This window comes from Pseudosulfitobacter sp. DSM 107133 (assembly GCF_022788695.1).
In the GTDB taxonomy this organism is placed as follows: domain Bacteria; phylum Pseudomonadota; class Alphaproteobacteria; order Rhodobacterales; family Rhodobacteraceae; genus Pseudosulfitobacter.
This window is the reverse complement of sequence record NZ_CP085154.1, coordinates 3,236,799-3,261,994: the sequence shown is the minus strand read 5'-3', so window position 1 is coordinate 3,261,994 and position 25,196 is coordinate 3,236,799. Positions and strand designations below refer to the sequence as shown.

20 protein-coding genes are annotated in these 25,196 nt (G+C 60.9%); 5 read left to right on the top strand and 15 right to left on the bottom strand.

Going from position 1 to position 25,196, the window contains the following annotated elements:
• Positions 1–41: 41 nt before the first annotated feature.
• Positions 42–914, top strand: a complete 873-nt coding sequence (gene dapA / locus DSM107133_RS16240; RefSeq protein WP_114293147.1) for a 4-hydroxy-tetrahydrodipicolinate synthase — start codon at positions 42–44, stop codon at positions 912–914.
• A gap of 54 nt (positions 915–968) precedes the next feature.
• Here dapA and DSM107133_RS16235 read toward each other — a convergent pair whose 3' ends face one another.
• From DSM107133_RS16235 to DSM107133_RS16205, 7 genes are all read right to left on the bottom strand, one after another.
• Positions 969–1,841, bottom strand: coding sequence for a DmsC/YnfH family molybdoenzyme membrane anchor subunit (locus tag DSM107133_RS16235; RefSeq protein ID WP_114293146.1), 873 nt, complete (start codon positions 1,839–1,841; stop codon positions 969–971).
• 1 nt (position 1,842) lies between these two features.
• Positions 1,843–2,607, bottom strand: a complete 765-nt coding sequence (locus DSM107133_RS16230) for a 4Fe-4S dicluster domain-containing protein (RefSeq protein ID WP_114293145.1) — start codon at positions 2,605–2,607, stop codon at positions 1,843–1,845.
• Positions 2,604–5,426 carry a molybdopterin oxidoreductase family protein gene (locus tag DSM107133_RS16225; protein WP_114293144.1) on the bottom strand — a complete coding sequence of 941 codons (2,823 nt, stop codon included), beginning with the start codon at positions 5,424–5,426 and terminating at the stop codon, positions 2,604–2,606. The genes DSM107133_RS16230 and DSM107133_RS16225 overlap by 4 nt, the downstream gene beginning before the upstream one ends.
• A gap of 176 nt (positions 5,427–5,602) precedes the next feature.
• On the bottom strand, positions 5,603–7,066 hold the full coding sequence (locus DSM107133_RS16220) for a PLP-dependent aminotransferase family protein (RefSeq protein ID WP_114293143.1): 1,464 nt from the start codon (positions 7,064–7,066) through the stop codon (positions 5,603–5,605).
• Positions 7,067–7,200: 134 nt separating this feature from the next.
• The gene (locus DSM107133_RS16215; protein ID WP_114293142.1) at positions 7,201–7,461 is read right to left on the bottom strand and encodes a glycine zipper 2TM domain-containing protein; all 261 of its coding nucleotides are present in this window, start codon (positions 7,459–7,461) and stop codon (positions 7,201–7,203) included.
• Positions 7,462–7,735: 274 nt separating this feature from the next.
• Complete coding sequence (locus DSM107133_RS16210; RefSeq protein WP_114293141.1) at positions 7,736–9,130, bottom strand: aminotransferase class III-fold pyridoxal phosphate-dependent enzyme; 1,395 nt, start codon at positions 9,128–9,130, stop codon at positions 7,736–7,738.
• Between the two features lie 196 nt (positions 9,131–9,326).
• Positions 9,327–10,850 carry a Hint domain-containing protein gene (locus DSM107133_RS16205; protein WP_114293140.1) on the bottom strand — a complete coding sequence of 508 codons (1,524 nt, stop codon included), beginning with the start codon at positions 10,848–10,850 and terminating at the stop codon, positions 9,327–9,329.
• Positions 10,851–11,511: 661 nt separating this feature from the next.
• On the opposite strand from DSM107133_RS16205, the gene DSM107133_RS16200 reads away from it, so the two are divergent.
• Positions 11,512–11,925 carry a cytochrome c gene (locus tag DSM107133_RS16200; protein ID WP_345889589.1) on the top strand — a complete coding sequence of 138 codons (414 nt, stop codon included), beginning with the start codon at positions 11,512–11,514 and terminating at the stop codon, positions 11,923–11,925.
• A 167-nt stretch (positions 11,926–12,092) separates the two neighbouring features.
• On the opposite strand, the gene DSM107133_RS16195 is transcribed toward DSM107133_RS16200, so the two are convergent.
• From DSM107133_RS16195 to DSM107133_RS16180, 4 genes are all read right to left on the bottom strand, one after another.
• Positions 12,093–14,114 carry a response regulator gene (locus DSM107133_RS16195; protein ID WP_162792003.1) on the bottom strand — a complete coding sequence of 674 codons (2,022 nt, stop codon included), beginning with the start codon at positions 14,112–14,114 and terminating at the stop codon, positions 12,093–12,095.
• Positions 14,115–14,290: 176 nt separating this feature from the next.
• Entirely contained in the window at positions 14,291–15,544 is a 1,254-nt protein-coding gene (locus DSM107133_RS16190; RefSeq protein WP_114293138.1) for a multidrug effflux MFS transporter, read from the bottom strand.
• On the bottom strand, positions 15,541–16,041 hold the full coding sequence (locus DSM107133_RS16185; RefSeq protein WP_114293137.1) for a MarR family winged helix-turn-helix transcriptional regulator: 501 nt from the start codon (positions 16,039–16,041) through the stop codon (positions 15,541–15,543). Before DSM107133_RS16185 ends, DSM107133_RS16190 begins: the two co-directional genes overlap by 4 nt.
• 188 nt (positions 16,042–16,229) lie before the next feature.
• A complete protein-coding gene (locus DSM107133_RS16180; RefSeq protein WP_114293136.1) occupies positions 16,230–17,390 on the bottom strand; it encodes an ROK family transcriptional regulator in 1,161 nt (386 codons plus the stop codon).
• A 151-nt stretch (positions 17,391–17,541) separates the two neighbouring features.
• Here DSM107133_RS16180 and DSM107133_RS16175 point away from each other — a divergent pair, with 151 nt between their 5' ends.
• Together DSM107133_RS16175 and DSM107133_RS16170 are read left to right on the top strand one after the other, a co-directional pair.
• Positions 17,542–18,504, top strand: coding sequence for a carbohydrate kinase (locus DSM107133_RS16175; RefSeq protein ID WP_205387800.1), 963 nt, complete (start codon positions 17,542–17,544; stop codon positions 18,502–18,504).
• A gap of 12 nt (positions 18,505–18,516) precedes the next feature.
• Positions 18,517–19,170, top strand: coding sequence for a transaldolase family protein (locus DSM107133_RS16170; protein WP_114293135.1), 654 nt, complete (start codon positions 18,517–18,519; stop codon positions 19,168–19,170).
• Here DSM107133_RS16170 and DSM107133_RS16165 read toward each other — a convergent pair.
• From DSM107133_RS16165 to DSM107133_RS16150, 4 genes are read right to left on the bottom strand one after another with little or no spacing between them, the layout of a single operon-like run.
• Positions 19,167–20,447: a flavin-dependent oxidoreductase gene (locus tag DSM107133_RS16165; protein ID WP_240310493.1), complete on the bottom strand. Its 1,281-nt coding sequence runs from the start codon at positions 20,445–20,447 to the stop codon at positions 19,167–19,169. The genes DSM107133_RS16170 and DSM107133_RS16165 overlap by 4 nt on opposite strands.
• Entirely contained in the window at positions 20,444–21,631 is a 1,188-nt protein-coding gene (locus DSM107133_RS16160; RefSeq protein WP_114293134.1) for a cytochrome P450, read from the bottom strand. The genes DSM107133_RS16165 and DSM107133_RS16160 overlap by 4 nt, the downstream gene beginning before the upstream one ends.
• Before the next feature lie 56 nt (positions 21,632–21,687).
• On the bottom strand, positions 21,688–23,334 hold the full coding sequence (locus DSM107133_RS16155) for a tannase/feruloyl esterase family alpha/beta hydrolase (RefSeq protein WP_162792002.1): 1,647 nt from the start codon (positions 23,332–23,334) through the stop codon (positions 21,688–21,690).
• Positions 23,335–23,380: 46 nt separating this feature from the next.
• Positions 23,381–24,268: an amidohydrolase family protein gene (locus tag DSM107133_RS16150; RefSeq protein ID WP_114293132.1), complete on the bottom strand. Its 888-nt coding sequence runs from the start codon at positions 24,266–24,268 to the stop codon at positions 23,381–23,383.
• A gap of 114 nt (positions 24,269–24,382) precedes the next feature.
• Here DSM107133_RS16150 and DSM107133_RS16145 point away from each other — a divergent pair, with 114 nt between their 5' ends.
• Positions 24,383–25,168, top strand: coding sequence for a crotonase/enoyl-CoA hydratase family protein (locus DSM107133_RS16145; protein WP_240310492.1), 786 nt, complete (start codon positions 24,383–24,385; stop codon positions 25,166–25,168).
• Positions 25,169–25,196 lie beyond the last annotated feature (28 nt).

The following is a 25,196-nucleotide window of genomic DNA, read 5'->3' as shown; positions in this document are numbered from 1 at the left end:
CGGCCAATTCCGGCCAGCATTTTGAAAAAAGGAGCGTGAATATGTTCAAGGGTTCTATGCCCGCACTCGTCACGCCGTTCCAGGACGGCGCACTGGATCTGGTCACGCTCAAGAAGCTGGTGGACTGGCAGATCGAACAGGGGTCTTCGGGGCTGGTGCCTGTGGGCACAACCGGCGAAAGTCCGACCCTGACCCATGGCGAACACGACAAGGTTGTCGAAGAGGTGGTGCGCGCCGCCGCGGGCCGCGTCAAGGTGATTGCCGGGGCCGGGTCGAACAATACGGTCGAGTCTGTTCGGCTGGCAAAACACGCGGAAGCCGTGGGCGCCGATGCGGTTCTGGTGGTGACGCCTTATTATAACAAACCGACGCAGGCCGGCGTGATCGCGCATTTCGCCGCCGTACATGATGCGTGCAAATTGCCGATCATTGTGTACAACATTCCGGGCCGCTCGGTCGTCGACATCTCGAACGCGACCATGGTCGAACTGGCCAAGATGGAGCGGATCGTGGGCGTCAAGGATGCCACGGGCGACCTGCAACGGGTTAACGACCAGCGTTTGATGTGCGGGCCGGATTTCATCCAGCTTTCGGGCGAAGATGGCACAGCACACGGGTTCAACGCCCAGGGTGGCGTCGGCTGTATCTCGGTCACGGCGAATGTGGCACCCAAGCTGTGCGCCGAAGTGCAGGCGGCCTGCGCCGCGGGCGACTATGCCAAGGCGCTGGAGTTGCAGGACAGGCTGATGCCGCTGCACAAGGCGATCTTTACCGAGCCGGGGCTGGTGGGCGTGAAATACGCTATGTCGCGTCTGGGCCTGTGCAGCGACGAGGTGCGCCTGCCGCACGTGCCGCTGACAGAAGCCACGCGCAAGCTGGTGGACAAAGGGCTGGCGCACGCGGGTTTGCTGTAACCGTTCAAGGTTGCACTAAAGGAATTGGCAAAGGGGCTGCAATCTGCGGCCCCTTTATCGTTTCCCATAGTACAGCCCGACCACATGTTCCGCCTGCGCAAAGAACAACCAGCGCGCCACCAGCACACCCGCCACATGGCTCAGCACCGCCACCAGCGCCAGCCAGTGCGAAAACGGCACCAGCAGCAGGATCACCGGCAGGACAATCGCCAGCACAAAGGCGATGATGCGCAGTTTCATCCCGTGTTTGCGCCCCACCACAAAGACAAACTCGCGCAGCAGATAGTTGGTGCCGGTGTGCGGCGGCTCGAACGCGCGGGGCGTGCCGATGGCGCCAAGTCCAGTCGCCGTCGCCAGCGTCGTGCCCGACCGGGTAAACGCGCCGTCGCCGTGCACCCACGTGGCCACCAGTGCAGCCCCCGCCAGCACCAGCAACACCGCCGCCGCAGTGGTCTGCCCTGCCAGCAACGCACCGCCCGCGACGGCAAGGGCCAGAAACATCACCGGTGTCAGCGGCGTGTGCCAGCGCGGCACGGTTCTCAGCTGGGTGTAGATCATCGAGGTGGTGAACACGGTCAGCAGGCACAACACCGCCCCCAAAATCCCAACCAACGGCAAGGCCGTCGCGAAAAAGATCGTCCCGATGGCATAGACGCCCATCACCAGAAGTGCGGCCACCGACATCACCGCCTCGCGGCTCAGCCAGCTTTTGCGCCATTGCGTGAACGCCTTGAGCGCGCGTTCGGGGCGGCCCAAGTGAAAGGCAGAGGCCATCAGCCCGCCCACCGCGCAGACATAGGCGATGGTGAAAAAGACAAAGGCGGTCAGACCCGTAACCGCCGGAAAGCCCAAGCCAAGCCATGCCAGCAGGCCAAAGCCCAGCCCCGAGAAGGTGGTGAAGAGAATGACAGAAGGTGCCGGATGCATCTCAGAGCTTCTCCAACGTCTTGTCGAGCCAGCCAAGAAAACCGCCCGGAGCGTCGTCGACAGGGGCAAGGTAGGGGGCCAGCACGTCAATCTCGGGCAGGGCATCCTTGGGCCGTGGCGGCAGATATTTGTTCACGGGTTTGGTGCCCATTTCCGGCATCAGGTCCATGCCGCCCCGTTCCGCAGTCAGCCGCGACACATGGCTGTCGGGGTCGGCAAAATCGCCAAAGTGGCGCGCACCCGACGGACAGGTGCGCACGCAGGTGGGGATGCGGTCCACCTCTTCAAGGTTTTCGTTATAGATGCGGTCGACACACAGGGTGCATTTCTTCATCACCCCCTCAGCCTCGTCCTTTTCGCGCGCGCCGTACGGGCAGGCCCAGGCGCACAGGCCACAGCCGATGCAGTCGCTTTCGTTGACCAGAACGATGCCGTCCTCGACCCGTTTATAGCTGGCGCCGGTGGGGCAAACGGTGACGCATGGCGCATCTTCGCAGTGCAGACAGGATTTGGGGAAATGGATCAACTGCGCAGGTGGCTGGACTTTGGCCGAGGTTGCCAGCGGTTGCACCTCGTAACTGTGCACGCGGTTCAGGAAGGTGCCGGATGGGGCTGCGCCGTAAGGGTCTTGATCGGACAGGGGCGCGCCGTAGTTTTCGGTGTTCCATCCTTTGCACGAAATCACGCAGGCATGGCAGCCGACGCAGGTGTCGAGGTCGATGACAAGGCCCAGTTTGCGTTCGGTTGTTTCGGGAAGCTGTGTCATTTTCCCACCTTCCATGCCAGCCTGTCAGGCCCCTGGCCCACGGGCGATTTGATCGGCGCCATGACGGGTTTCGACTGACCCTGTGGCGCGGCCTTGGCGATGCGCACTTTCAGGTCGAACCATGCGGCTTGGCCAGTGACAGGGTCCGAGTTGGACCACCGCAGCCCGTCGCCCTTGGGCGGCAGCAACTCGTGGATCAGGTGGTTCAGCAGGAACCCCTTGGTCGCCTCCGGCGCGTCCTTGTCCAGAGCCCACGCGCCCTTGCGCTTGCCGATGGCGTTCCATGTCCAGACCGTGTTGGGGTTCAGCGCCGCCATTTCCAGCACCGGCACCGTGATTTCGCCGTGCGGCGAGGTGACGGTGGCCCAGTCGCCGTCTTTCAGGTCGTTGTCGCGCATCAGGTTGGTCGGCAGATACAGCGGGTTGTGCCCGTGCAATTGCCGCAGCCAAGCGTTCTGGCTGCCCCATGAATGATACATCGCCATCGGGCGCTGCGTCAGCGCGGTCACGGGATATTCGGTGGCGCGGTTGTCGCCTGACGGGTCGTACCAGATGGGCAGCGGGTCCATCGTTTGGCGGATGCGGTCGCGCAGGTGGTCGGGCGGCTGGCGGTCGCCTTGGCCCTCGGCGGCCAACTGGAACCGGCGCAGCGGCTCGACATACAGCGAGAACAGATAGGGTTGCGGGGCGTCGAACAGGCCCATGCCCACGGCCCAGTCCTGATAGGCCATGTTCCACGGTTTGTAGTAATTTGCCCCCTGGGGGATGTGTTCGACGAAAAAGCCGCCGTTTTCGATATAGTTGTCGATCTGGCTGGCATTCGGCGCGCCGCGTCCTGCGGTCAGACCGTGTTCGCCGGTGCGCCAGCCAGCCAAAGGGCCGATGCCGGGGCGGCGTTCGTGGTTGATGATATAGTCGGCGTAATCGGCGTATTTCTGTGCGCCGTCTTCGGTGACAAAGCCGGGCAAGTTCAGCCGCGCGCCCAGATCGCACAACACCGACTGGAACCCGCGCACGTCGCGGTCTGGTTCGACCACGGGCCAGCGGATCGCATCGGCAGCCGCATCCGCCTCGCAGATCGGACGGTCCAGCAGCGAAATACAGTCGTGACGCTCCAGATAGGTGGTGTCGGGCAGGATCAGGTCGGCATAGGCGACCATTTCCGAGCTGTAGGCATCCGAATAGATGATGCGGGGGATGACGTAATCGCCGTTTTCATCCCTGTCGGTCAGCATGTCGATCACGCCGCGCGTGTTCATCGACGAATTCCACGCCATATTGGCCATATACAGGAACAGCGTGTCGATCTTGTACGGGTCACCCGCGTGGGCGTTCGAGATTACCATATGCATCAGCCCGTGAACCGACATCGGGTTTTCCCATGTAAACGCCTTGTCGATGCGCGCCGCCGTGCCGTCGGCTTTCAACGCCAGATCTTGCGGCCCCTGCACAAAGCCAAGGTGCGGGCCATCCAGCGGGCCGCCGCAGGTGGTTTTGCAGTGGGGCGTGGGATGCGCGGTCGCGGGTTTGGGGTAGGGCGGTTTGAACCGGAAGCCGCCCGGAACCTCGACCGTGCCAAGGATGATCTGCAACACATGCAATGCGCGGCAGGTCTGAAAACCGTTGGCGTGGGCGCTGATTCCGCGCATGGCGTGAAAGCTGACGGGGCGGCCTGTCATCTTTGTGTGTGTTTCGCCCCGGAAATCGGTCCATGCATGATCCAGCTCGAACGCCTCGTCAAAGGCGACGCGGGCCAGTTCGGAGGCAATGGCGCGGATCCGCGCAGCAGAGATACCGGTGCGTTCGGCCACGGCTTCGGGCGCATATTCCTCGGACAGATAGCGTTCGGCCATCAGGTGCATGACAGGCCGGTGGGTGATACCCGCCGCACGGTGGGTGGCGGCCAGATCGGGGCGCACGCCCTTTTTGTCAAAGGGGGCTAGCTTGCCCGTGGTGCGGTCGATCACCAGTTCCTTGCCGTCCGCATCACGCAGCAGCAGGCCGTATTCGGGCGATTTCTCGTCGCTGTTTACGAGACAGGGGGCGTTGGTGAACTGCGCCAGATACGTCAGATCAATCTTGCCCGCCTTCATCAGGCAATGGATCAGCGCCATGATGAACAACCCGTCGGTGCCCGGCGTGATGCCGACCCAATCATCGGCCACGGCGTTGTATCCGGTGCGGATCGGGTTCACCCCGATCACCCGCGCGCCGCGTGCCTTGATCTTGCCTATACCCATCTTGATCGGGTTGCTGTCGTGGTCTTCGGCGACGCCGAACAGCATGAACAGCTTGGTGTGGTCCCAGTCGGGCTGACCGAATTCCCAGAACGCGCCGCCCATGGTGTAGATGCCGGCCGCCGCCATGTTGACCGAACAGAACCCGCCGTGGGCCGCGTAGTTGGGCGTGCCGAAATTCTGCGCCCAGAAGGAGGTGAACGATTGCGACTGGTCGCGCCCGGTGAAGAAGGCCAGCTTTTCAGGATTGTCGCGGCGGATCGGTGCCAGCCAGCCGGTGGCGATGTCCAGCGCCTCGTCCCAGCTGATCTCCTCGAATTCACCCGAGCCGCGCGGTCCGACCCGTTTCAGTGGCGCGCGCAGACGGGCGGGGGCGTTGTGCTGCATGATGCCGGCCGATCCCTTTGCGCACAGCACGCCCTTGTTCACCGGATGGTCGCGGTTGCCTTCGATATAGGCAACCTTACCCGCTTTCATGTGAACGTTGATGCCACAGCGGCAGGCGCACATATAGCAGGTGGTCTTGCGAATCTCGTCCGAAACTTTGGGTGACAGGTCCAGCGCGGGCTGCTTGTGCGGCATATGTCTGATCCTTTGGCAGCGGGATGGTGCGCGGTGCACTGACGGTTTTGGCGGCACGGCGCGCCTGATGAGGAATATTTCCCAATCCCGATAGCTGTGCAAGAACATTATTCCGCCAGGATTTGGCATTTTACAGCAAGAAAGCAAGGCAATCGCTGCCGTCGACCCCCCGCTTATCAGACCAGCTGACTTAGGGTGTCTGCGATACGCTGCACGCCCTCAGCGATGCGATTTTCCGGAATCGACGAATAGGCCAGACGGTAGAAGTTGCGCGCCCTGTCGGTGCCGGAAAAGAACGATTCACCCGGTTCGATCAGCACGCTTTGCGCCCTTAGCATCTGTGCAAGCTGGCGGGTGTCTACCGGGTGCGGCGCGCGCATCCAAAAGGAGGATCCGCCCGAAACACCCTGACCTGCAATGGTCAGCCCGGTGTCGGTGATCGCCTGCTGCATCGCATCGCGGCGGCTGTGCAGGGTGGTGCTCATCTTGCGCACCAGCGCGTCGTAGTGGCCCAGCGACAGGAAATAGGCGACTGTGCGCTGGATGTGTCCGGGCGGATGGCGCAGCACCGATGCACGCAGGGCGCGGGCCTCGCGGATGAACGGCTCGGACCCGACAAGATAACCCAGCCGCAGACCCGGAAACAGCGATTTGGAAAAGCTGCCCACATAGATCACCCGCCCGTCCGCATCCAGCGATTTGAGCGCGGGCGAGGGCGGTTTGAGAAAGGACATCTCGAATTCATAATCGTCTTCGACGATCAGCGCGTCCATTTCAGCCGCCCTGTCCAGCAGGGCGCGGCGGCGCTCCATCGGCATGGTGGCCGTGGTGGGGCACTGATGGCTGGGCGTGGTGAAAATCACATCGACCCCCGGCGGAATCGCGTCGGGCGGCAGGCCGTCCTGATCGACACGAACATGGGACAGACGGCACTTTGACTGGTTCAGAATGTCACGCAGGGCGTGGTAAAACGGCTCTTCCAGTGCAGCGTGGCGGCGTTGGGTCAACAGCACCTGCGTGGTCAGCCACAGCGCGTTCTGTGCCCCCAGCGTGATCAACACCTGCTCGGGGCGGGCGGTGATGCCACGGCGGGGCAGCGAATGGCGCACGATGAATTCGATCAGTTTCGGGTCGTCCTGATCATAGTAATCCGTGGTCATCGGCCCGAAATCACGCTGCCCCAAGGCCTGCATCGCACATTGCCGCCAATTGGCATGGTCAAACAATGTCGGATCAGCCTGCCCGTAGATGAATGGAAAGCGATAGCGCGCCCAGTCTTGCGGGCGTTGGGGCGCCTCTCCGCCTGAATACCGTTGACCGATGGCACGCGACCAGTCCACGGCATCCGCGGTGTCTGGTGCGGGGGCAAAGACCGGGGGCACTGGTGCGGTGTCAGATACGAAATAGCCAGAGCGCCCGCGCGAGATCAGGTAGTCGTTGGACAGCAGTTCGGTATAGCCAAGCGTGACGGTGATGCGGCTGATGCCAAGGTGTTGCGCCAGCTTACGGGTCGAGGGCAGCTTTTCACCCGGCTGGAAGCGGCCCGACAGAATGCCCTGGGCAATCATCTGCTGGATCTGGCTTTGCAGCGTGCCTTGCGCATCGGGATGCAAAAAGAAGGTTTCGACGGGGACTGTCATAGCCCAGATCTACACTGGACTTATCGGCACGGCAATGTGGCGCCATCGCTGAAATGCGAAAGACCCCGGACGCGACCGGGGCCTTTGCATGGACATGTGAAGTGTCGTTCGGGTGCTTGAAGCTCGCGAAAAGCTTACGGGCAGGACGCATAGTAACGCGAGCCGTCTGCACGCTGGTACACACACTGGCCGTTTTGCGTTTTGCCGATGTAGTTGCCGGCAAGGCCGCCAACAGCCGCGCCAATCAGTGCGCCTTTGACCTTGTCGTTGCCGCCCGAAACGGTTGCACCGAGTGCAGCACCGGTCAATGCGCCGGCGGCAGTGGTGTTCGATGTCGTGGATTCGCAGGCAGCAAGCGATGCGATCAGCGGAATGGCGATCAGGAGCTTTTTCATTATGGTCTTCCCTTGTTGAATTCTAAAACGAGAACGCAGTGACCGGATAAACGGTTCCCACATTATTTCGATAACGGTGAAAAAAGGCTTTGGGGCGCAAGATACCACCGGTCCTGTTCGGGCAAGACAGCGTTACAGGTAGCGAATTGTCGTACAGCGTCAAGCCGAGCGCAGGCGGCACAGGCGAAGAAGCGCCGAGCGGGGCAGGGGTATGAGACGCGAAACGGGCAAAGGTTTCCCTTCGCCCGTCTGGTCTGGTTCATTTGGTGTGTCGTCAGCCGAACACGTCGCCCAGGGCCTTGTCGACTGCCGAAATGATATGGTCGATGTCATCCTTGGTGGCGATCAGCGCGGGCGAGAAACACAGGCTGTTGTTCTTGCCCGGCAGCGACCGGTTGGTTGCCCCGATGATGACGCCCTGTGCCATGCAGTTGCCGACCACGGCCTGAACCTTGGCCTCTTCCGCAGGCGCACGGCTTTCGCGGTCGCTGACCAGTTCCGCGCCCAGAAACAGCCCCTTGCCGCGCACATCGCCGATCACGGCGTGTTTGTCGGCCAGCGCGTACAGCTGGTCCAGCATATAGGCACCCATCTGCGTGGTGTTCTCCAGCAGGTTTTCGTCCTCGATGATGCGCATGTTTTCAATCGCCGCAGCAGGACCGGCGGTGCAGCCACCAAAGGTCGAGATATCGCGGAAATAGTTCAGCTTGTCCGACGGGTCGTCCTTGAACATGTCAAAGACCGCTTCGGTGGTCACAAGGCAGGCAATCGCCGCATAACCCGAGGCCACGCCCTTGGCCATTGTCACCATGTCGGGCTGAATGCCGTAGTGCTGGTAGCCGAACCATGTGCCGGTGCGGCCCACGCCGCAGACCACTTCGTCGATGTGCAGCAGGATGTCATACTTTTTGCAAATCTCCTGCACGCGGTCCCAATAGCCATCGGGCGGGGTGATGACGCCGCCGCCTGCGGTTACCGGTTCAAGGCACAGCGCGCCCACCGTGTCGGGCCCTTCGGCCAGGATTACCTTTTCGATCTGGTCCGCGGCCCAAGTGCCATAGTTTTCCTGCGGTGCGCCGTCCTGTTCAAAGGCGCGGTATTCCAGGCAATGCGGCACGCGCACGAAACCTGGCACGAAGGGACCGTATTGCGCGTTGCGCTCGTCCTGACCACCTGCGGACAGGCAGGCGATTGTGGTGCCGTGATAGTCGCGGTCGCGGTACAGGATCTTGTGCTTCTTGCCGCCATATTTCTTGTGCGCGATCTGGCGGACCATCTTGAACGCCTTCTCGTTCGCTTCGGACCCCGAGTTGCAATAGTACATCCGGTCAAGGCCGGGCATCTTTTCCAGCAGCTTTTCGGCAAAGAGCGCGCCGGGGATCGACCCGGCGGAGCCTGCGAAATAGTTCAGTTTCACCAGCTGGTCGCGGACCGCATCGGCAATGCTTTCGCGGCCATAACCGACGTTGACCGTCCAGACACCGCCCGAGACCGCATCCAGGTGTTCTTTGCCCTTCTGGTCCCAGACCTTCATGCCCTTGCCCTCGACGATGATGCGCGGGTCGATCGCGCTTTCGAAGGGTTGGTGTTGAATCAGGTGGTGCCAGACGTTCTTGCGGTCGGCTTCGACCACACGGCTAAGGTCGTTTTCACTAAAGGTTCCGTCCATTGTCTGGCCTTTCGGGATGCATGAGGGTGGGGCTGGGGCACTGCAAAACATATTGCACCCGTTGGTGATCTAGAGAACAGCAGAAATGACCCGTGCGATAGGGCCAAATACATGTGACATTTAAGTCCAGATTCTGGCCGCTCTCCGAGGATCAAAGCGGGAAAGGCGTCATTTCAGGCGCAAATCGGTCCAGACCCTAAAAAACATCGCTATCGACCAGCCGCTTGCTGTTCCTTGCAAGCCGGTAGGCAATTCTGCGCGCCCGCCCGCCCGAGATGATCTGTCGGCATGCCGCTGGCTTGCGGTATTGAGCAGACACATCGGGGAACAGACGCTGTATTTCCGCCCGACCGGCGGGCGTCAGCATGGTTTGCGTTTGCGCGCCCAAATACAGGCTTTCGCTGGGGATCCCGTTGGCTTTCACGATCTCGTGCCGGTCAAATAGGATGTGATAATATGAAACCGTGGCCATATCATAAGCAATATCAACGCCATCCACCGTGAGAAGTTGTTTGGCAGAAACCAGCACTTCGTGTTCGTTGAACATTCGTGTCGCGATTGGGGATGCAATCAGCAGGCGATGCTGCGGCGAAACGATCAGATCGGCTGCGCCTGCGTTCAGATTTACGGCCCGTTGGCAAATGCGGATCGGCCGCAGCTTCGGGTGTCGCAACAGGTCGCGGGCTGTGAGATGTCGCACCCCGATCCATCGCAGCGGTTGCAGGCCGTTGTCCATTGTCTGCACAAGATCGCCTATGCGCAAATTCTGGATCGGCACATCGCCGACCTGCGTCGCAATCAACGTGTCATTGGCAAAACAAACGACGCCGGTGTTTTCGGTGGTCAACCCAGAGCCATCGACCGCCGACCCCGCATTCTGGATCTGCAGGCCACCGGCCTGATCCAACGTGCCATCGGCCTGATCCGCGCGCATCCAGTTCAGGACGGTTGTATAGGTCTGCCCGGGGTTGTTGGCGTTCCAATCGGCAAGCGATGCTTCGTTGTAATAGGCGGACAGATCGACAAAATCATTGTCGCTGCTGTCGCCATCCCCAGCGATGCCTGTCGTGGTGTCGAAATCGGTGATCAGATCGGGCGTGCCGTCGATCTTGAACACATCTGCACCCGCGCCGCCGGTTAACGTGTCATTGCCGCTGCCGCCACTGATGGTGTCATTGCCGCCGCCACCGCTTAGTGTGATTGCATCGCTGGCCGTCGACGCGTCCAGAACCTCGTCCTGGTCGGTGCCGTCATAGGATTGCAGAACATTCTTTGTCGGTGTGACAGTCAGGTCAAAGCCATGCGTCAGCGTCGTCTCGACATCAAGCGTATTGACGTTTCCAACGAGCGGATCATCGTCCGCATAGGGGGAATCTCCAACCATGATTTGCGTGCGCTCAACATCATTTGGCACCGCGGCAATGCCGAAATTCTGTGCGCCGATCTGGACGCCGTCCTTGGCAATTGTCAGCGTGCCGCTGTCATCAATCGTAACCTCCCATGTGGTTTCGACACCTTCGACAATGACGTCGGGGACTGCGATTCGATACCGGATGCCGTTTTGCAGAACTTCGAAGGCAATCGTATCGGTGTATGCGATATTGCCAAGCCAGATCGAATCCACCCCGGGGCCGTTTCCAAAGTCAAAGATACGCTGGTAATTCCCGCCAGAAAGATCGTCAAAGGTCGCGGTTGCTGTGGCCTGGAAAACAATGGGCATTTCTTAGCCACCCCGAAATAGGCAGCGCATCGCGCAAATGACATTGGTCTGCGCATCTGGCCCGGCTTGGGGCGTTGCATCAAATGTGTCTGGCATTTTCGCTGCTTTTCCCTTGATCGGGGCAAGGATAGCGAAATGGGATTAATGGCCAGTGAAAAGTCTTACAGCTTTGGTCGGGTCATCGGAACATACAGATTGGTGCCGGTTTTTCAGTGCTCTGCCGATACCCCAAGCGGCCAGTTCCAGCCTAGGGCCAGGACCCATTAATCCTGCGCCGTCAGCGGCAATTTCACGAAATTTCAGTGGTTTGGGTCGTGCTGCCAATAGTGGTTCTATTTGCAAGCGGCCCAAGACACTGAAATGAAGTGAAATTGCCGCCCGTCGCTCCGTAGGAGCGCTTAATAATATTGGCACGCCTTCGGCGTGACGGGTTCGACGGATTTTCCCGCAGCCTGCGGCGCATCTGTTTGAAATAGAACCACTATTCCTGCGCAGATGCTGCTTGTCAGCGGAAAAATCTGTCGAACTGACAGTGCAGGGTTAATGGGTCCTGACCCTAAATGACCCGTGCGAACAGTATCCGTGTCGGCTATTGATATGGATCATGGCGGCGTTGCTGGTAAAGCGTGAAGAATTGGACATAACTTTGGACGAGGGGCATATGCGCAATCCTATTTTTATCATTTCCGGTCTGGCGCTTGCAGCGGTCGGGCTGCTGGCCTGCACTGAACCCACGATGCCGGATCGCACGGATGGTGCGGCATTCTTTGCCGATAATTGTGCGTCGTGCCACGGGGCAGGGGGGCGGGGCGACGGCGTTCTTTCTGGGGGGTTGCAAACTGCACCGGCAAATCTAACCATGCTCAGCCGCGATAATGGCGGATCCTTTCCGGCGGCCCGTGCGCTCAGCTATATCTATGGCGATCCCGAACAGGCCCATCTTGCCCGCGTCATGCCGCAGTTCGGCGGCGCGATGGCGCAGGATCTGGTTCCGGTGAAAATTGACGGCGTGCTGACCCCGACGCCGCGCGTGTTGGCCGGATTGCTGGCCTATCTGGAGAGCATTCAGGAATAAACGGACGGAAAAGGCCGCGCCGGCCTGCCGTTTATCCATCCTGCCGGCCGCCTTGGCTGGTAAATATTTGCCATGTCGAACCCGCGCGCGCCAGAACGTCACATCAGATAGAAAAATTCAGATATGTCACAGGCTGGCGCGGCGGCTTTGCGCTGGCCGCGCTTAGCCTAGTTGCGGGGGGGCTGCGACAGCACCGATGCCGCAACTTCGCGCAAGAGGATCCAGTTGATCGGTTTTTGCAAGAACGGTTCGTTCCACTCCTCGCTGTCGGTCTGGCGTTGACGGATGGAATCATAGCCCGACATCAGCACCACATGGGTTTTGGGGAAACGCGCCCTGATCTCCTTGGCCAGCATGTGGCCCTGCATGTCTCCTGGCATGACCAGATCGGTGATTACCAGATCGGGTGCGGGTCCTCTTTCCATCATGGACAATGCCTGTGCGGCATTCACGGCAACTTTTACTTCGTTGCCATCCAGTTGAAGCTGGCGTGCCATGACGCGGGTGACTTTGGGGTCGTCGTCAACCAGCAGAATTTGATGTCTCAGCGATTCGCTGTGCTCAACCTGCTGTTCTCCTCCGACAACGCGCTTCGGGCCATCTGGCGAGACCGGGAAGGACATGGTGACGGTCAGACCCTGCCCGAGGTCGGAGGACAGTGTCATACCGCCACCCGACTGGCGACAGAACCCCGATGCGACCGAAAGCCCAAGGCCGCTGCCCTCGCCCACGGGTTTGGTGGTAAAGAACGGTTCGGTGGCGCGTGACAGCTCTTGGGCTGTCATGCCCGGCCCGGCGTCGACCACAGTGACGCTGACAAAGGTGCCCGAGAACAGATGCTCAGGGCCGCCAAAGCCTGCCACGATTTCTCGGCCCAGTTCCTGAGTGGAACTGCCGACAATGATCGCCCCGCCGTTCGGTTGGGCGTCTTTGGCATTGATCAATATGTTCAGCAGTGCCTGTTGGAAATTGACCTGATCCACCTGAACAATCAGGTCGGGCGTCGAAAGCTGTGTTGTCACCGAGATATTCGCAGGGCACAGCCGCTGGAACATTGTCAGGGTCTTTTCAACCAGTTCGTCCAGCACCGAAGGCACCGGTTCCAGCCGTGACTTGCGCCCATAGGACAGCAATTGCCGCGTCAGATGCGCGGCATGCTGCACCGCTTCGACTGAATCGCTGAGATAGCCGGGGTGCGCCTCTGTGTCTGGGTCGACCTGAAGCAACTGGAGGTTCCCCAGAACAACCGAGAGCGTGTTGTTGAAATCATGGGCCACGCCGCTGACAAGCTTGCCCAACGCTTCGATTTTCTGACCGCGTTCCAACGCGATTTCGGCCGCCTGCCGGGCGCGGTCGCTTTCACGTTGCAGCTTTTCTGCCTGAAGGGCGCGTTGTTCCGCCTGATTGGTAACATGGGCAAAATAGATAGCGGCCGACATCAGCAGCAAGATCATCAGGTAGGCCAGAAACGAGGCGCGCAGATCAGGAGACAGATAATTCATATGCGAGGCGATCAGGGCCAGACCTGTCAGGGAAATCGGCACCATAATGATGAACGGCAGCAGGTTGCGCAGCATCTGGCTGCCAAGGCCGGGCGAGGTTAACACCTTCACCCAACCCGATTGGGAATCCAGCAGCAGAAATCCGATGAACAGAGCCGCAAAGCCGATGGCCGTGTGCAGGGCCATTTGGGTGTAGATGGCATTGTTGAACAGCGCGTTGGCGTTGAACAGGAATCCAATTGTTGGAATCATCACGATGCTGAGGCCCAAAGTCTTGGGGAACAATCTGCCGGCGAATGGCAGATCGGGCAGTGTCTTGAACACCAGACAGACCGCAATCAGCGTGCAGGCCAAGGCTGTGCCGATCGACATGCCGTCGTGTCCCAGATCGAAATGCGGCAGTCGGTAGTTTGCAATGACGATGGCCGCGACAAACAGGCCACAGCCGCGTGCAATCCAGTGGTTCTGCTTTTGGTGTATGGCGATCAGGCCCAGACTTCCCGACAGCAAACACACCGCAGTTGAGGGAACCATCGCAGGAAAACTCGGATGGATGCGGATGAAAAACTCCAGCCCTGCGCCCCATCCCAAACCCAGATCAAGCAGTGCCAGAATGCCGGCAAAGACCGCAAGTGCAAAGGCGAACTTGCGCGGCTTGGTGGCGGGTGAAGGCATTTGTCTATTCATGTCGTGGTCCATTACGCTTCAGGGCCTTCTCACAAACCGATCCCGCATCAAACAAAGGAGGCTCTCATTCAACCTACACGACATTCGGACGGCTAATAATATTCCGAACATCTTGGCAAATATGGGCCTTTGGGGGAACAGGAAAGTGGCCTGCACCCCGACCTCAGGTCCAGACCCTAACGCTCAGGGGCAGCCATGACCGGCCCCGGGGGCATACCAGCACCCGCGGCGGCGCGCTCGGGCCGGTAAGGCGGCAGGCGTCTGTACAGCCCATAGCAAAGGCAGGCAAAGGCACCCATCATGGGGATCAGAAGGCCCATCGCAAACAGCGCATCTCCCAGCAATGCGCCGATGCTGCCCACCAACAGGCCCGAGCCCATCTGGATGAACCCCAACAGTGATGCCGCAGCGCCGGCCATTTTTCCAAAGGGGGCAAGTGCCGCTGTCGACATTGCAGGCATGACAAAGGAAATTCCGAACGAATAAAACGCGACAGGCACCATCACATGCAAAAAGCTGGGTGGCCAGATCAACAGTGTTGCCGTGCCGATGCTTCCCGCTGCGATGAATATCAGGCCGGGCAGAACCAGCTTTTCAGCGCCATAACGGGTCATCAATCTGCGCACCAACATCGAACCGGCAAGAAACGCGCCTGACTGGGCAAGCATCGAAAGGCCGAATTGCGAGGGGGACAGGCCGACGTCGCGCATCAGTATGAACGGCAAAAAGGTTGCCTGCGCATAGACCGCACCCAATGCGCCCCCAATCACGAAAGAGGTGGTCAGGAACCGCCGGTTGGTCAGCAAGGTGCGGTAGGACCCCGCAAGTGCCCGGAAATTCAGACGTTTGGGTGCGTCTGCCACGGTTTCTTTCATCGAAAAGATCGTGACGCCAATGACGAAAAGGCCCAGAACGGTCATCAGCACAAAGATCGACCGCCAGCCGGACACCACCAGCAACAGCCCCCCGATTGTGGGTGACAGGGCAGGCCCCAGTGCCAGAATGATCCCGATCAGGTTCATGATCCGCGAGGATTTTTCACCGGTGAACAGATCGCGCACCAGGGCCCTTGAAATCGCGACGCCGACAGAGGCACCGACACCTTGGAAAAAGCGGGCAACGATCAGAAGTTCAACTGATTGCGACAGCATCGCCAGCACGCTGGCAGCGCAATAAAGCGACATGAAGGCAATGGTTACGGGCCGCCGTCCCAGCGCGTCTGACAACGGACCGGCGACGAGTTGGGCACAGGCAAAGCCGCCGAAATACAGTGTCAGGGTCAACTTGACGATGGCTTCACTGGTGTTGAAGTGGTGCACCAGTTCGGTCATCGCAGGTGTATACAGTGCCATCGAGACCGGCCCGATGGCCACCAGAAGGGCCCCGATGATGCTGACCTTGCGTTCGGACATAATGGGCTTTGTGGTCATGATCCGGCCTCGGTGCGGGATGCGGTGCGTGCGGTTTCAAGGTTCGTGCGTATGGCAAGGGCGGCCGATTTGAAGGCGGCTACCTGATCGTCGGTCAGCCCGGCAAGCGCCCGGGCGCGGGCCTGTTGCCCTGCGATGGCAATACGATCCAGCAAGACCTGGGCGGCTTCTGTCAACGTGACGATTTTTGCGCGCCGGTCGGCGGGGTCGGGTGCGCGCACAACCAGTCCGGCTCTTTCCAGATTGTCCAGAAATCCGGTCACGCTCATCGGGGCAAGCCCGAGGTATTCTGCCAGAACATTCTGCCGTGCTGCACCGCACCGGGCCATATGTACCAGAACCCGCGCTTCGGACGTGGTGACAGGCACGCCGACTTTTTCAATCTCGCGCTCGAAGTTGCCGCGCATCAGGCGGGCAATGTCACCGATCAGAAATCCCAGGCTGTCGGGATCTATGAGTTTGGTTTCAGATGGGGGCGGGGTGATCGTGGTGGACATGTTGATGGGTCTATTAGTATGGTTACCATATTATATTATCTACTTACTATGCGGGGTGCGAAGGTCAATGGCTTGTGCTGTGTTTTCCGGGTTTTGGGCCGCAATTCCGGGATGCGCACGCCGATGCGGTCTGTTGCGCACAAAATGGCGCCAATCACATCAAGGCGTGACGTCTGGGGCTGGGGCGGTCAGTCGTCTCTATCGACGGAAAAGCGGGCTTGAAATGGTGCGATACCACTGCCGGTTGCCCGTGCGGTTGTCCCAGCCGTGCCGCGCACAATGTTTAACGGTGCCAGCCCGCGTTGATCCAGCCGCAGGGCGGCGGCTTGCACGGCGGCGACCAGTTTTTCATTAAGTGGCCGTGACAGGCTGGTGTCGATCACGATCGCTTGCGGGTCCAGAAAGGCCTGCGCGCTGACGCAGGCTGTGGCGATGGCCTCGGCTGCCGGTATCAGCCAGCTGTAAAAGACCGCCTGTGCCTGGGCGTCCAGCGGGGCGGCTCCGGTGTACACGCCTGGTGACAGACCTGCGGCGGCTGCGCGCGTTTCAAGCTGTTGCAGCGATCCTGAATCAATCATCTGCTGCAATTTCCCCGAGGTCGGATCGACGGCGGGCATCGACCCGATGGCGCCCGCCTTTCCGCCCCCTGTAAACAACCGTCCGCCCAGAGCGATGCCGCCGCCAATGAAGGTGCCGACATAGACATAGACAAAGCTGTCAAAGCCGCTTGGATTGCCGGTTTCCAGTTCAGCCAGGCAGGCCGCAGCTGCGTCGTTCAACGTGGTCAGTGGAACGTCAAACCGCGCGGCAAGTTCGGCCCCCAGATCACTGTCGCGCCAGTCGGCCATCGCTTCGGGCGGCGCGCCGATGGTGGCCTCCCAGTCGGCCAGTTGATCGGGCAGCGCCAGCCCGATGCCGATAAAACGGTCCCTTGCGGTGGGGGGCAACTGGTCGAGCATGGCCGCGACGGAGCCGGTGACCTTGTGGCGCAATTCGGCCAGTTGCGGAAAGGCATAGCGGTGAGTGATGTGTTTCTGAATGCGGTAGTCAAGCCCCATGCTGACAACTTCGAGTGTGTGCCGCCCGACCTTGACGCCAATCGACGTCGCGCCGTCGGGGTTCACCTGATAGGGCGTCGAAGGTTGCCCGATGCGTCCACGCACTGCCTTGCCAGCACGAAGAAAGCCGTCAGCGACCAGACGGTTCACGATCACGCTGGCAGATTGCGCTGACAGACCCGAGGCGCGGGTCAGCTCGGCCTTGCTCATCTGCCCGGCCTTGCGGATCAGATGCAGAAACAGACGGTCATTATAGGGCCTTTGCGCGTTTTCAGGTGTCTTATCTGCCATCGTGGGGTCCTATCCTGCTCGCAGAGCCAAGCGCAATTGCCGCAAACATGTCAATAATTAAATCAAGTTGAATTAATTATTGACATCGCGGGTGATTCCACCGCTTTTTGCATGCGCAGCGCATGTCGGGCCCAGTGGGAGGAACCAGCAGATGACAGGCAAGGCCGTGATCGCCATTGGCGGTGAAAACCTGATTGATTTCGTCCAGACCGGAGAAAAGAACGGTGCGCCGGTGTTTGATGCCGCGCCGGGCGGATCCCCGTTCAATGTTGCGGTCGGGCTGGCGCGCCAAGAGGTCGAGACGCATTATGTCACGCCGATATCCACCGATGATCTGGGCGATATGCTGGCCGAGCGGCTTAGGGCTTCGGGGGCGCATATCGCGGCCCCACGCAGGCCGGAACCGACGTCGCGCGCTGTTGTGACGCTTGTGCATGGCATACCCACCTATGCTTTTCACCGTGATGGCACCGCCGAGCGCCAGATCACGGCTGAGGGTCTGTGGCAGAGCATTCCACAGGGGGTGAGCGCGCTGCATTGCGGATCACTGGCGCTGGCATCTGGCGCAGATGCCGATGTGTGGGCAGCGGCCATGGCCGAGGCTGCGGCGCGCGGCATATTCGTGTCGTTTGATCCCAATGTGCGGGCGTCACTGATCCTTGATCGCGCGGCCTATATGGCGCGGGTGGGGCGGGTGATGCAGGTGGCGCACCTGCTGAAACTCAGCGACGAGGATCTGGACTGGCTTTACCCCGATGTGTCCGAGGATGATGCGATCACGGCTCTTCTTGCGACAACTTCTGCCGGTATGGTGGTGCTGACACGCGGGCCGAAGGATGCAACCGCCTTTGCGAAATCGGCCACTTGGACCCAGCCTGCCCCCAAGGTTGCGCGTCTGGTGGACACGGTGGGGGCGGGCGATACCTTTATGGCGACCTTGCTGGCGACGCTTGCGGCGCGGGGTTCACTGACCGCCGAAGCACTCGAGGCCTTGGACGAGGCTGACTTGCAGCACTTGCTGGCGCGTGCGGGGCAGGCGGCTGCGCTGAATTGCGCACAGTCCGGTTGTAACCCACCGTCCCGGTCGGATATCGACGCCGCACTGGCTGGCTGAGGATCAATTCAAATGGCGCTCTATCTGGACACTGCCGACGTGACGGCCTGGGACAGGCTGATGCCCACGGGGCTGTTTCACGGCATCACCACGAACCCGCTATTGGCGTCCCGTGCCGGGCTCGATTATCCTGCAATCGACTGGGCGCAGATGGCCACCCGCGCCCGCGATCTGGGGGCGAAAGAGCTGCATGCGCAGGTTTACGGTCCGGTGACCGACTATGTCGACTGGGCGGGGGCACTCTATGATGCGGGCCGTGCTGCGGGAATTGAAACCGTGGTGAAAATCCCGCTGGTCGAACCGGCGATCCGCGCCACCGGCGCGATCCGTGCCCTGGGCGGGCGGGTTCTGATGACCGCCTGTTATGACGCGAAACAGATGTTTGTTGCCAAGGCACTGGGGGCCGATTTCATCGCGCCCTATTTCGGGCGGATGGACGGGCTGGGCATGGATGCCTACGACGCGCTGGCGCAGATGAAGGCGATACAGGGCGCGGGCGACAAGCGTTGTACGATCCTTGTGGCGTCGCTGCGGTCGCCGGAACAGATGGTGCGGCTGGCCGCCGAAGGACAGGACACGTTCACCATCAGCCCCGCCGTGGCGCAGGCGCTGCTGGACGATGCCAACACCGCTGCGGCCTACGCCGAGTTCGAGGCGACGGTCTAGAGTTTGACCGTCGCCCCATCGGGCAGCGTGCGCGGCGCGGCGTTCAGCGTTTCGATGGCAAAGCCGGCAGCGGCCTTGTACTTGGCCATGAACTCTTGCCGTTCAGCGGGCGGGATCACGTCGTCGATGTTTTCGTATTCCCCGCCCGAACGCGCGTTCAGCATGTTCAGCAGGCCGAAAGGCCCCGCTCCGCGATTGCGCAGGATCAGCTCGGAAATCGGGCCGCACAGTTGCGCGTCATAGGCGCTCAGCGCCTGCGCGCTCACGCCGTGCTGGACAAAGGCCGCGCCCATCATGCGCGCGTCGATCACCGCCTGGCTCGCGCCGTTCGATCCCGTGGGGTACATCGCGTGCGCCGCATCGCCCATCAGCGCCACAGGGCCATCGACCCAGCTGGACACCGGATCACGGTCGATCATCGGGTTCTCATAGGCGCTGTCCGCGCCGCGGATCAGCGCAGGCACGTCCAGCCAGTCATAGACCCAATCGTTAAAATGGTGGGCAAAATCGTCAATCGGCACCTCGCGGAACCACCCGATGTCGGCGCGCGCGGCGGGGTCGTCCATCGTGACTTCGGCAATCCAGTTGATCAGGGCCAGGCCGGTGTCGGGATCAGGGTGCGAGATCGGATAGATCACCATGCGCTGACGGTGCGTGCCCAAACCCACAAAGGACGAACCGGTGCGGATCGGTTTGGCCAGCGTTGTCCCGCGCCACATCACGGCACCGCCCCAGTGGATCGGCGGCTGGTCGGGGTGCATCTGGGCGCGCACGCGGCTGTGGATGCCGTCGGCACCGATCAGCAGTGTGCCGTCCTCGCGCGATGTACGGCCGTCAGCGTGTTCGATCAGTGCGGTGACGGTGCCGTCATCGTGCTTTTCATAACCGGTGACCCTGGCGCCCAGCCGGATTGCATCGTCGCCCGCGCGCTCCCGCAAGATCCGTGCCAGCAACATGTGGAATTCACCACGGTGCATGGCGTACTGCGGCCAGTTGTATCCGGCCTCTAGCCCGCGGGGTTCGGCATAGATGTCCTGACCGTTCAGCCCGACCATTGCCCATTCGCGCGCGGGCACGCCGACGCTGTCCAGATCATCACCCGTCAGCCCCATGTCGAACAGCTCGCGCACCGCGTTGGGCTGGATGTTGATGCCCACCCCCAGCGGGCGCAGGCTGCGCACGCTTTCGAACACGGTGCAGGGCACGCCGATCTGGTGCAATGTCAGCGCCAGAGACAGCCCGCCGATGCCGCCGCCTGCAATCAGAACACGGGTCAATTCAACAGCACCGGAATTTGCACCGGCCCGCGAAAGCCGAAGCCGCGCCAGATCACGTCGTCGGTGTTGGGGATGCTCATGTTTGGAAAACGGTCAAACAGCAGTGGCAGCATCACTTGCCCCACGGCGCGGCGCGCCACATGGGTGCCCTGGCAAAAGTGCGGGCCGTTGCCAAAGGCCTGATGCTGGTTCTTGTCGCGGTACACGATGAAATCCTCGCCGTTCTCGTACAGGTCTTCGTCACGGCAGGCGCTGGCCTGAATGGTCATCACCGTGTCGCCCTTTGGGATGTGATAACCGCGAATTTCCGTGTCTTCCAGTACCAGCCGGGCCGAGGCCTGAATGGGGGCGACCCAGCGCACACCTTCCTCGAACGCCTTGTCCCAGTCGGCGTTGCGTTTGACCTCTTCCAGCTGGTCGGGATTGGTCAGCAGGCCGTAGATGATCGTGTTCAGCGCATCGCGCGGTTCGTTGATGCCGCCGCCGATGGCGATCTTGATGTTGGAATAGATCTGGCTCATCTCGATGGGATCATCCGCGTTCAGCATCACCGACAGTGCCGAATTGTTCGGGTTGGCACGGTGGCGGTCTTGCAGGCTGTCCATCAGCGCGTTCATCTCGGTGTTGGCCTGATCGGAAATGGCAAAGGGTTCGTCCTTCCAGCCAAAGTTGCCCGCACCGTTGATCAGGGCCTGCGACCAATGTTGCATCTGGTCGTCCGTGGCCCCGTCCGGCCCGTCCAGCCCCAGCAGCACGGCCAGACCGCGCGCGGCATAAGGGCCTGCGAGCGCAGGGAATATGTCGACCACCTCGCCGCGTGGCAGGCGCGAGACATAGTCTTCTGCGATCTGGCGATAGCGCGGCATCCAGTCGTTCATGATGACCTTGGGCGCAAAGGCAGGCGCCATCGCCATGCGCTCGCGCTTGTGGGCCTCGCCGTCCTTGCGCATCAGCGTATGCGCCTGAAAGGCCCGCTTCATCGGCGTATTGGGATCGTCCGAGCTGAAGATTTCCGGTGTGTCCTTGACGTATTTGGTGTCTTCGGCCTTGGTCAGCAGTGTGCGACCCGCGGCCTTGACGCGCAGCACCGGCGCTTCGGCGCGCAGGCGGCGGTAGATCGGGTAGGGATCGCGATCCAGCTGGTCCAGCGTGATGCTTTCATCCAAAGGGGCAAGCGTGGTCATAGCGGGTTCTTTCGTCATACGGTGAGGCGCAGGGGATGGCCCCCTGCGCAGTGGTGTTATTGGCAGGTAAAGCTGTCCGCCATGGCGGGATTGCTGCCGGTGTAGCGGGCGACCTGCGGGGCCGGACACAGCGGGCGCGAAGTGTCGGCCAATGCCTCGGGCAGATCACGGTTCGACGCGCGTGCCGTTGCGGTCACGACCTGCGGTTCCATGTCGTTTTCGACCCAGGCCACCAGCTCTGCGAACATGTCGAAACCCTCGACCGCTGGGCCGCCCGAACAATGGGTCATGCCGGGAACAGGGTAGAATTTGGCGAAATCAGCCGCGCTGCCGCCGTTGTTGGCATCCAGCTTGCTGTACCAGTTCGCCGTGTCATTGACCGAAAACACCGGATCAGACACGCCGTGAAACAGCATCATCTTGCCGCCTGCATCGCGAAAGGCCGCCAGTTCGGGATTGTCCGATCCGGGCGGGGTCATCACTTGCATTGCCGATTCAGGAAAGGCGTCGCTGGTGGCAAAGATCTCGTCCGCGCGGGCAGACAGGTCAAAATCCCGCAGGAATTGCTCCAGCGCGGCGGGGTCGCCTGCCACTTCCGTCGGTGGTGTGGTGAAGATCTGTGCCAGTGACGCCGATCCCATCACCGCGATGATCGGTTTCTTGCCCCAGGGCGGGATCGGGCTTTCCAGTTTCCAGAACCGCCAGCCGCCGCCCGCGATCCCGGTGTCCCATGGAAAATCGCTGTAGAACGGCGTGCCGCCATCGGCGGTGCCTGCGTGAATGGTGTTCAGCGCCGTGACCTGTTCCGGCGACAGACAGGCCGAATTCTGCCCGTCGGTGCATTGCAGGGCCGCGCTGTCAAAGCTGGCCTGACAGGCGGCAGTGTCCATGACCAGCCCGTCCGCGATCCCGTCCAGTGCATCGCAGGCTTGAAGGATGCCGTTGGCAACCGTTTGCAGATCTGCGGCGCTAAAGGCGGTGGCCAGATCGCCTGTTACGGCTGTCAGCGCCTGTACATCCACCGCATGTTGCAGCGCCGCCTTGGGCAGGTTGTAGCCCGGCGCGCCGATCAGCAGACCGTCAAAGGCCTGCGGCATCCGCGACGCGGCGACCATTGCGTGCCGTCCACCGTTTGAGCACCCGACGCCATAGCTGTGGCCGATTTCATTGTCGTAATAGGCTTCGACGATCTGGCGGGCCAGCGGGTCCAGCAACGCCACGGCCTTGTAGCCGTACATCTGCCGTGCCTCGAAATCGAACCCAAAGCGCGCGCCACCGGCAAGGCCTGCATCCGTAACAGCCTTGCCATCATGACCCGCGTCCGAGGATACAACCGCAAAACCGTGTGCCAGCGGTGTCTGTTCACCTGTGCCGGCCCCCATGCCGCCGGTGGCTGGCTTGACCTCGCCGTCGTTGCCGCCGTTGAACTGGTGGACGTAATCGCCGTTCCAGACATCCGGCAGGGCCAGTTCAAACCGCAGCGCATAGTCGCGCGCGTCGGCGCCGGTGCGTTCGGCGGTCGTGGCACGGATGCGGCATTGGGCGGCGGGGCTGTCATCGCCTGCTGGCACCGCTGCCACTTCGCTAAAGGTGACGCCGCTCAGGCCCAGGGCTTCGGGCGTCAATCCTTCGCATTGCATCTGTGCCATGGCCAGCGTGGCCGTGCCGCACATCAAGGCAGCCGTTCCCATTGTCTTGAACATCACAGTTTTCCTCCCAGATACTCTGTGTCTCGGTTCTTGCGTATGCCTAGACAGTTTCCCCCAGCAGGCGCATCGCATTTTCCTTCAGGATCAGCGGGCGCACTTCGTCCTTGAAGGGGGCGGCCTCGAAGTCGGCCAGCCAGCGGTCGGGCGTGATCGCGGGCCAGTCCGATCCGAACAACATCTTCTTTTTCAGGATCGAGTTGGCATAGCGGATAAATGTTTCCGGGAAATACTTGGGCGACCAGCCGGACATGTCGTAATAGACGTTGGGCTTGTGCTGGGCGACGGCCAGACCTTCCTCGGTCCAGGGGAACGAGGGGTGGGCCAGAATGATTTTCATGTCGGGGAAATCCACCGCCACATCATCCAGATACATCGGATTGGAATACTTCAGGCGCATCCCCATTCCTCCGGGCATCCCCGAGCCCACGCCGGTTTGGCCGGTGTGAAACAGGGTAATCACCCCCTCTTCGGCGCAGGCTTCCAGCACGGTATAGCACGCCTCGCGGTCATTCGGGAAAAAGCCCTGCATGGTCGGGTGAAACTTGAACCCGCGCACGCCAAAGTCCCGTACCAGACGGCGCACTTCGCGTGCGCCTGCCTTGCCTTTGTGCGGATCAACCGAGGCAAAGGGGATCAGGATGTCGTCATTCTCGGCGCAGATACCTGCGACTTCTTCGTTGGAATAGCGGCGAAAGCCGGTCTCGCGCTCGGCGTCCACAGGAAAGATCACGGCCGCAATGTTGCGTTCACGATAGTAGTTTGCGGTGTCCTGCACCGTGGGCAACATGCCCTTGGCGCCTGCCGGATTCTTGAAATAGGCGGCCATGCCGGCCTGAAATTCGTTATAGCCATCATCGCGGTGGTCGCAGCACGGCTCTTCCGCATGCGTGTGAAAGTCGATTGCGCGAACGGATGCAAAGTCTACCAAGAATCAATCCTCCCTCGGGTTGCGTCATCAGTATATCACCAAAAAACGCTATGCTGTGTAACAATTACAGTCTATAACACTTTTAACACTATTTTTGAAAGGGAGGGGATTCTCGTGGCCGCAAACTCAGCCAAGACAAACGTGACCCGCATCGAAATCGAAGGCGAGATTGCAACCATCATCTTTGACCGACCTGAAAAGCGCAATGCGATGAACGATGCGCTGATCTCGGCGTTGGATGACTTCTTTTCCAAGCCGCCTGAAGGTGTGCGCGCAGTGGTGTTGTACGGCGAAGGCGGCCATTTCTGCTCGGGTCTGGACCTGTCGGAACACGAACATCGCAACCCCGAAGAGACCGTTTACCATTCACGCAACTGGCACCGTGTGTCAGACGCCATTGAATACGGTGGTCTTCCGGTTGTCGCGGCAATGACCGGTGCTGTGATTGGTGGCGGTCTGGAAATCGCCACGTCGGCGCATGTGCGTATTGCCGAGCCATCGGTGCGTTTCCAGCTGCCCGAAGGACGTCGCGGCATCTTTGTCGGCGGCGGGGCGACCGTGCGCGTGGGCCGTATCATTGGTGCGGACCGCATGCGTGAAATGATGCTGACGGGCCGCAATTACGGGGCTGAAGACGGCCTGCGTATGGGGCTGGCCCATTATTCGGTCGGTGAGGGCGAGGCACTGCCACTGGCGAAAAAGCTGGCGCGCGAAATTGCAGGCAACGCGCCGTTCTCGAACTACTTGATGATTCAGGCCATCGGGCGCATTGGTGATATGTCCCGCTCGGACGGCCTGTTCACCGAGAGCCTGTCTGCGGCGATGTCGCAGACATCGGAGGGGGCTCAGGAAGGGCTGCGTGCATTTTTAGAGAAGCGCCCGCCGGATTTCCGCAAATAAGCCAGAAAAGCTGGTAACAACAAGCATC

Bases quoted from the DNA above. Each gene is read 5' to 3' on its own strand.
- DSM107133_RS16230 (WP_114293145.1), bottom strand. From the start codon at position 2,607: ATGACACAGCTTCCCGAAACAACCGAACGCAAACTGGGCCTTGTCATC.
- DSM107133_RS16225 (WP_114293144.1), bottom strand. From the start codon at position 5,426: ATGCCGCACAAGCAGCCCGCGCTGGACCTGTCACCCAAAGTTTCGGAC.
- DSM107133_RS16210 (WP_114293141.1), bottom strand. From the start codon at position 9,130: ATGGACGGAACCTTTAGTGAAAACGACCTTAGCCGTGTGGTCGAAGCC.
- DSM107133_RS16235 (WP_114293146.1), bottom strand. From the start codon at position 1,841: ATGCATCCGGCACCTTCTGTCATTCTCTTCACCACCTTCTCGGGGCTG.
- DSM107133_RS16215 (WP_114293142.1), bottom strand. From the start codon at position 7,461: ATGAAAAAGCTCCTGATCGCCATTCCGCTGATCGCATCGCTTGCTGCC.
- DSM107133_RS16200 (WP_345889589.1), top strand. From the start codon at position 11,512: ATGCGCAATCCTATTTTTATCATTTCCGGTCTGGCGCTTGCAGCGGTC.
- DSM107133_RS16185 (WP_114293137.1), bottom strand. From the start codon at position 16,041: ATGTCCACCACGATCACCCCGCCCCCATCTGAAACCAAACTCATAGAT.
- DSM107133_RS16180 (WP_114293136.1), bottom strand. From the start codon at position 17,390: ATGGCAGATAAGACACCTGAAAACGCGCAAAGGCCCTATAATGACCGT.
- DSM107133_RS16155 (WP_162792002.1), bottom strand. From the start codon at position 23,334: ATGTTCAAGACAATGGGAACGGCTGCCTTGATGTGCGGCACGGCCACG.
- DSM107133_RS16205 (WP_114293140.1), bottom strand. From the start codon at position 10,850: ATGCCCATTGTTTTCCAGGCCACAGCAACCGCGACCTTTGACGATCTT.
- DSM107133_RS16170 (WP_114293135.1), top strand. From the start codon at position 18,517: ATGGCGCTCTATCTGGACACTGCCGACGTGACGGCCTGGGACAGGCTG.
- DSM107133_RS16175 (WP_205387800.1), top strand. From the start codon at position 17,542: ATGACAGGCAAGGCCGTGATCGCCATTGGCGGTGAAAACCTGATTGAT.
- dapA (WP_114293147.1), top strand. From the start codon at position 42: ATGTTCAAGGGTTCTATGCCCGCACTCGTCACGCCGTTCCAGGACGGC.
- DSM107133_RS16160 (WP_114293134.1), bottom strand. From the start codon at position 21,631: ATGACCACGCTTGCCCCTTTGGATGAAAGCATCACGCTGGACCAGCTG.
- DSM107133_RS16195 (WP_162792003.1), bottom strand. From the start codon at position 14,114: ATGAATAGACAAATGCCTTCACCCGCCACCAAGCCGCGCAAGTTCGCC.
- DSM107133_RS16220 (WP_114293143.1), bottom strand. From the start codon at position 7,066: ATGACAGTCCCCGTCGAAACCTTCTTTTTGCATCCCGATGCGCAAGGC.
- DSM107133_RS16190 (WP_114293138.1), bottom strand. From the start codon at position 15,544: ATGACCACAAAGCCCATTATGTCCGAACGCAAGGTCAGCATCATCGGG.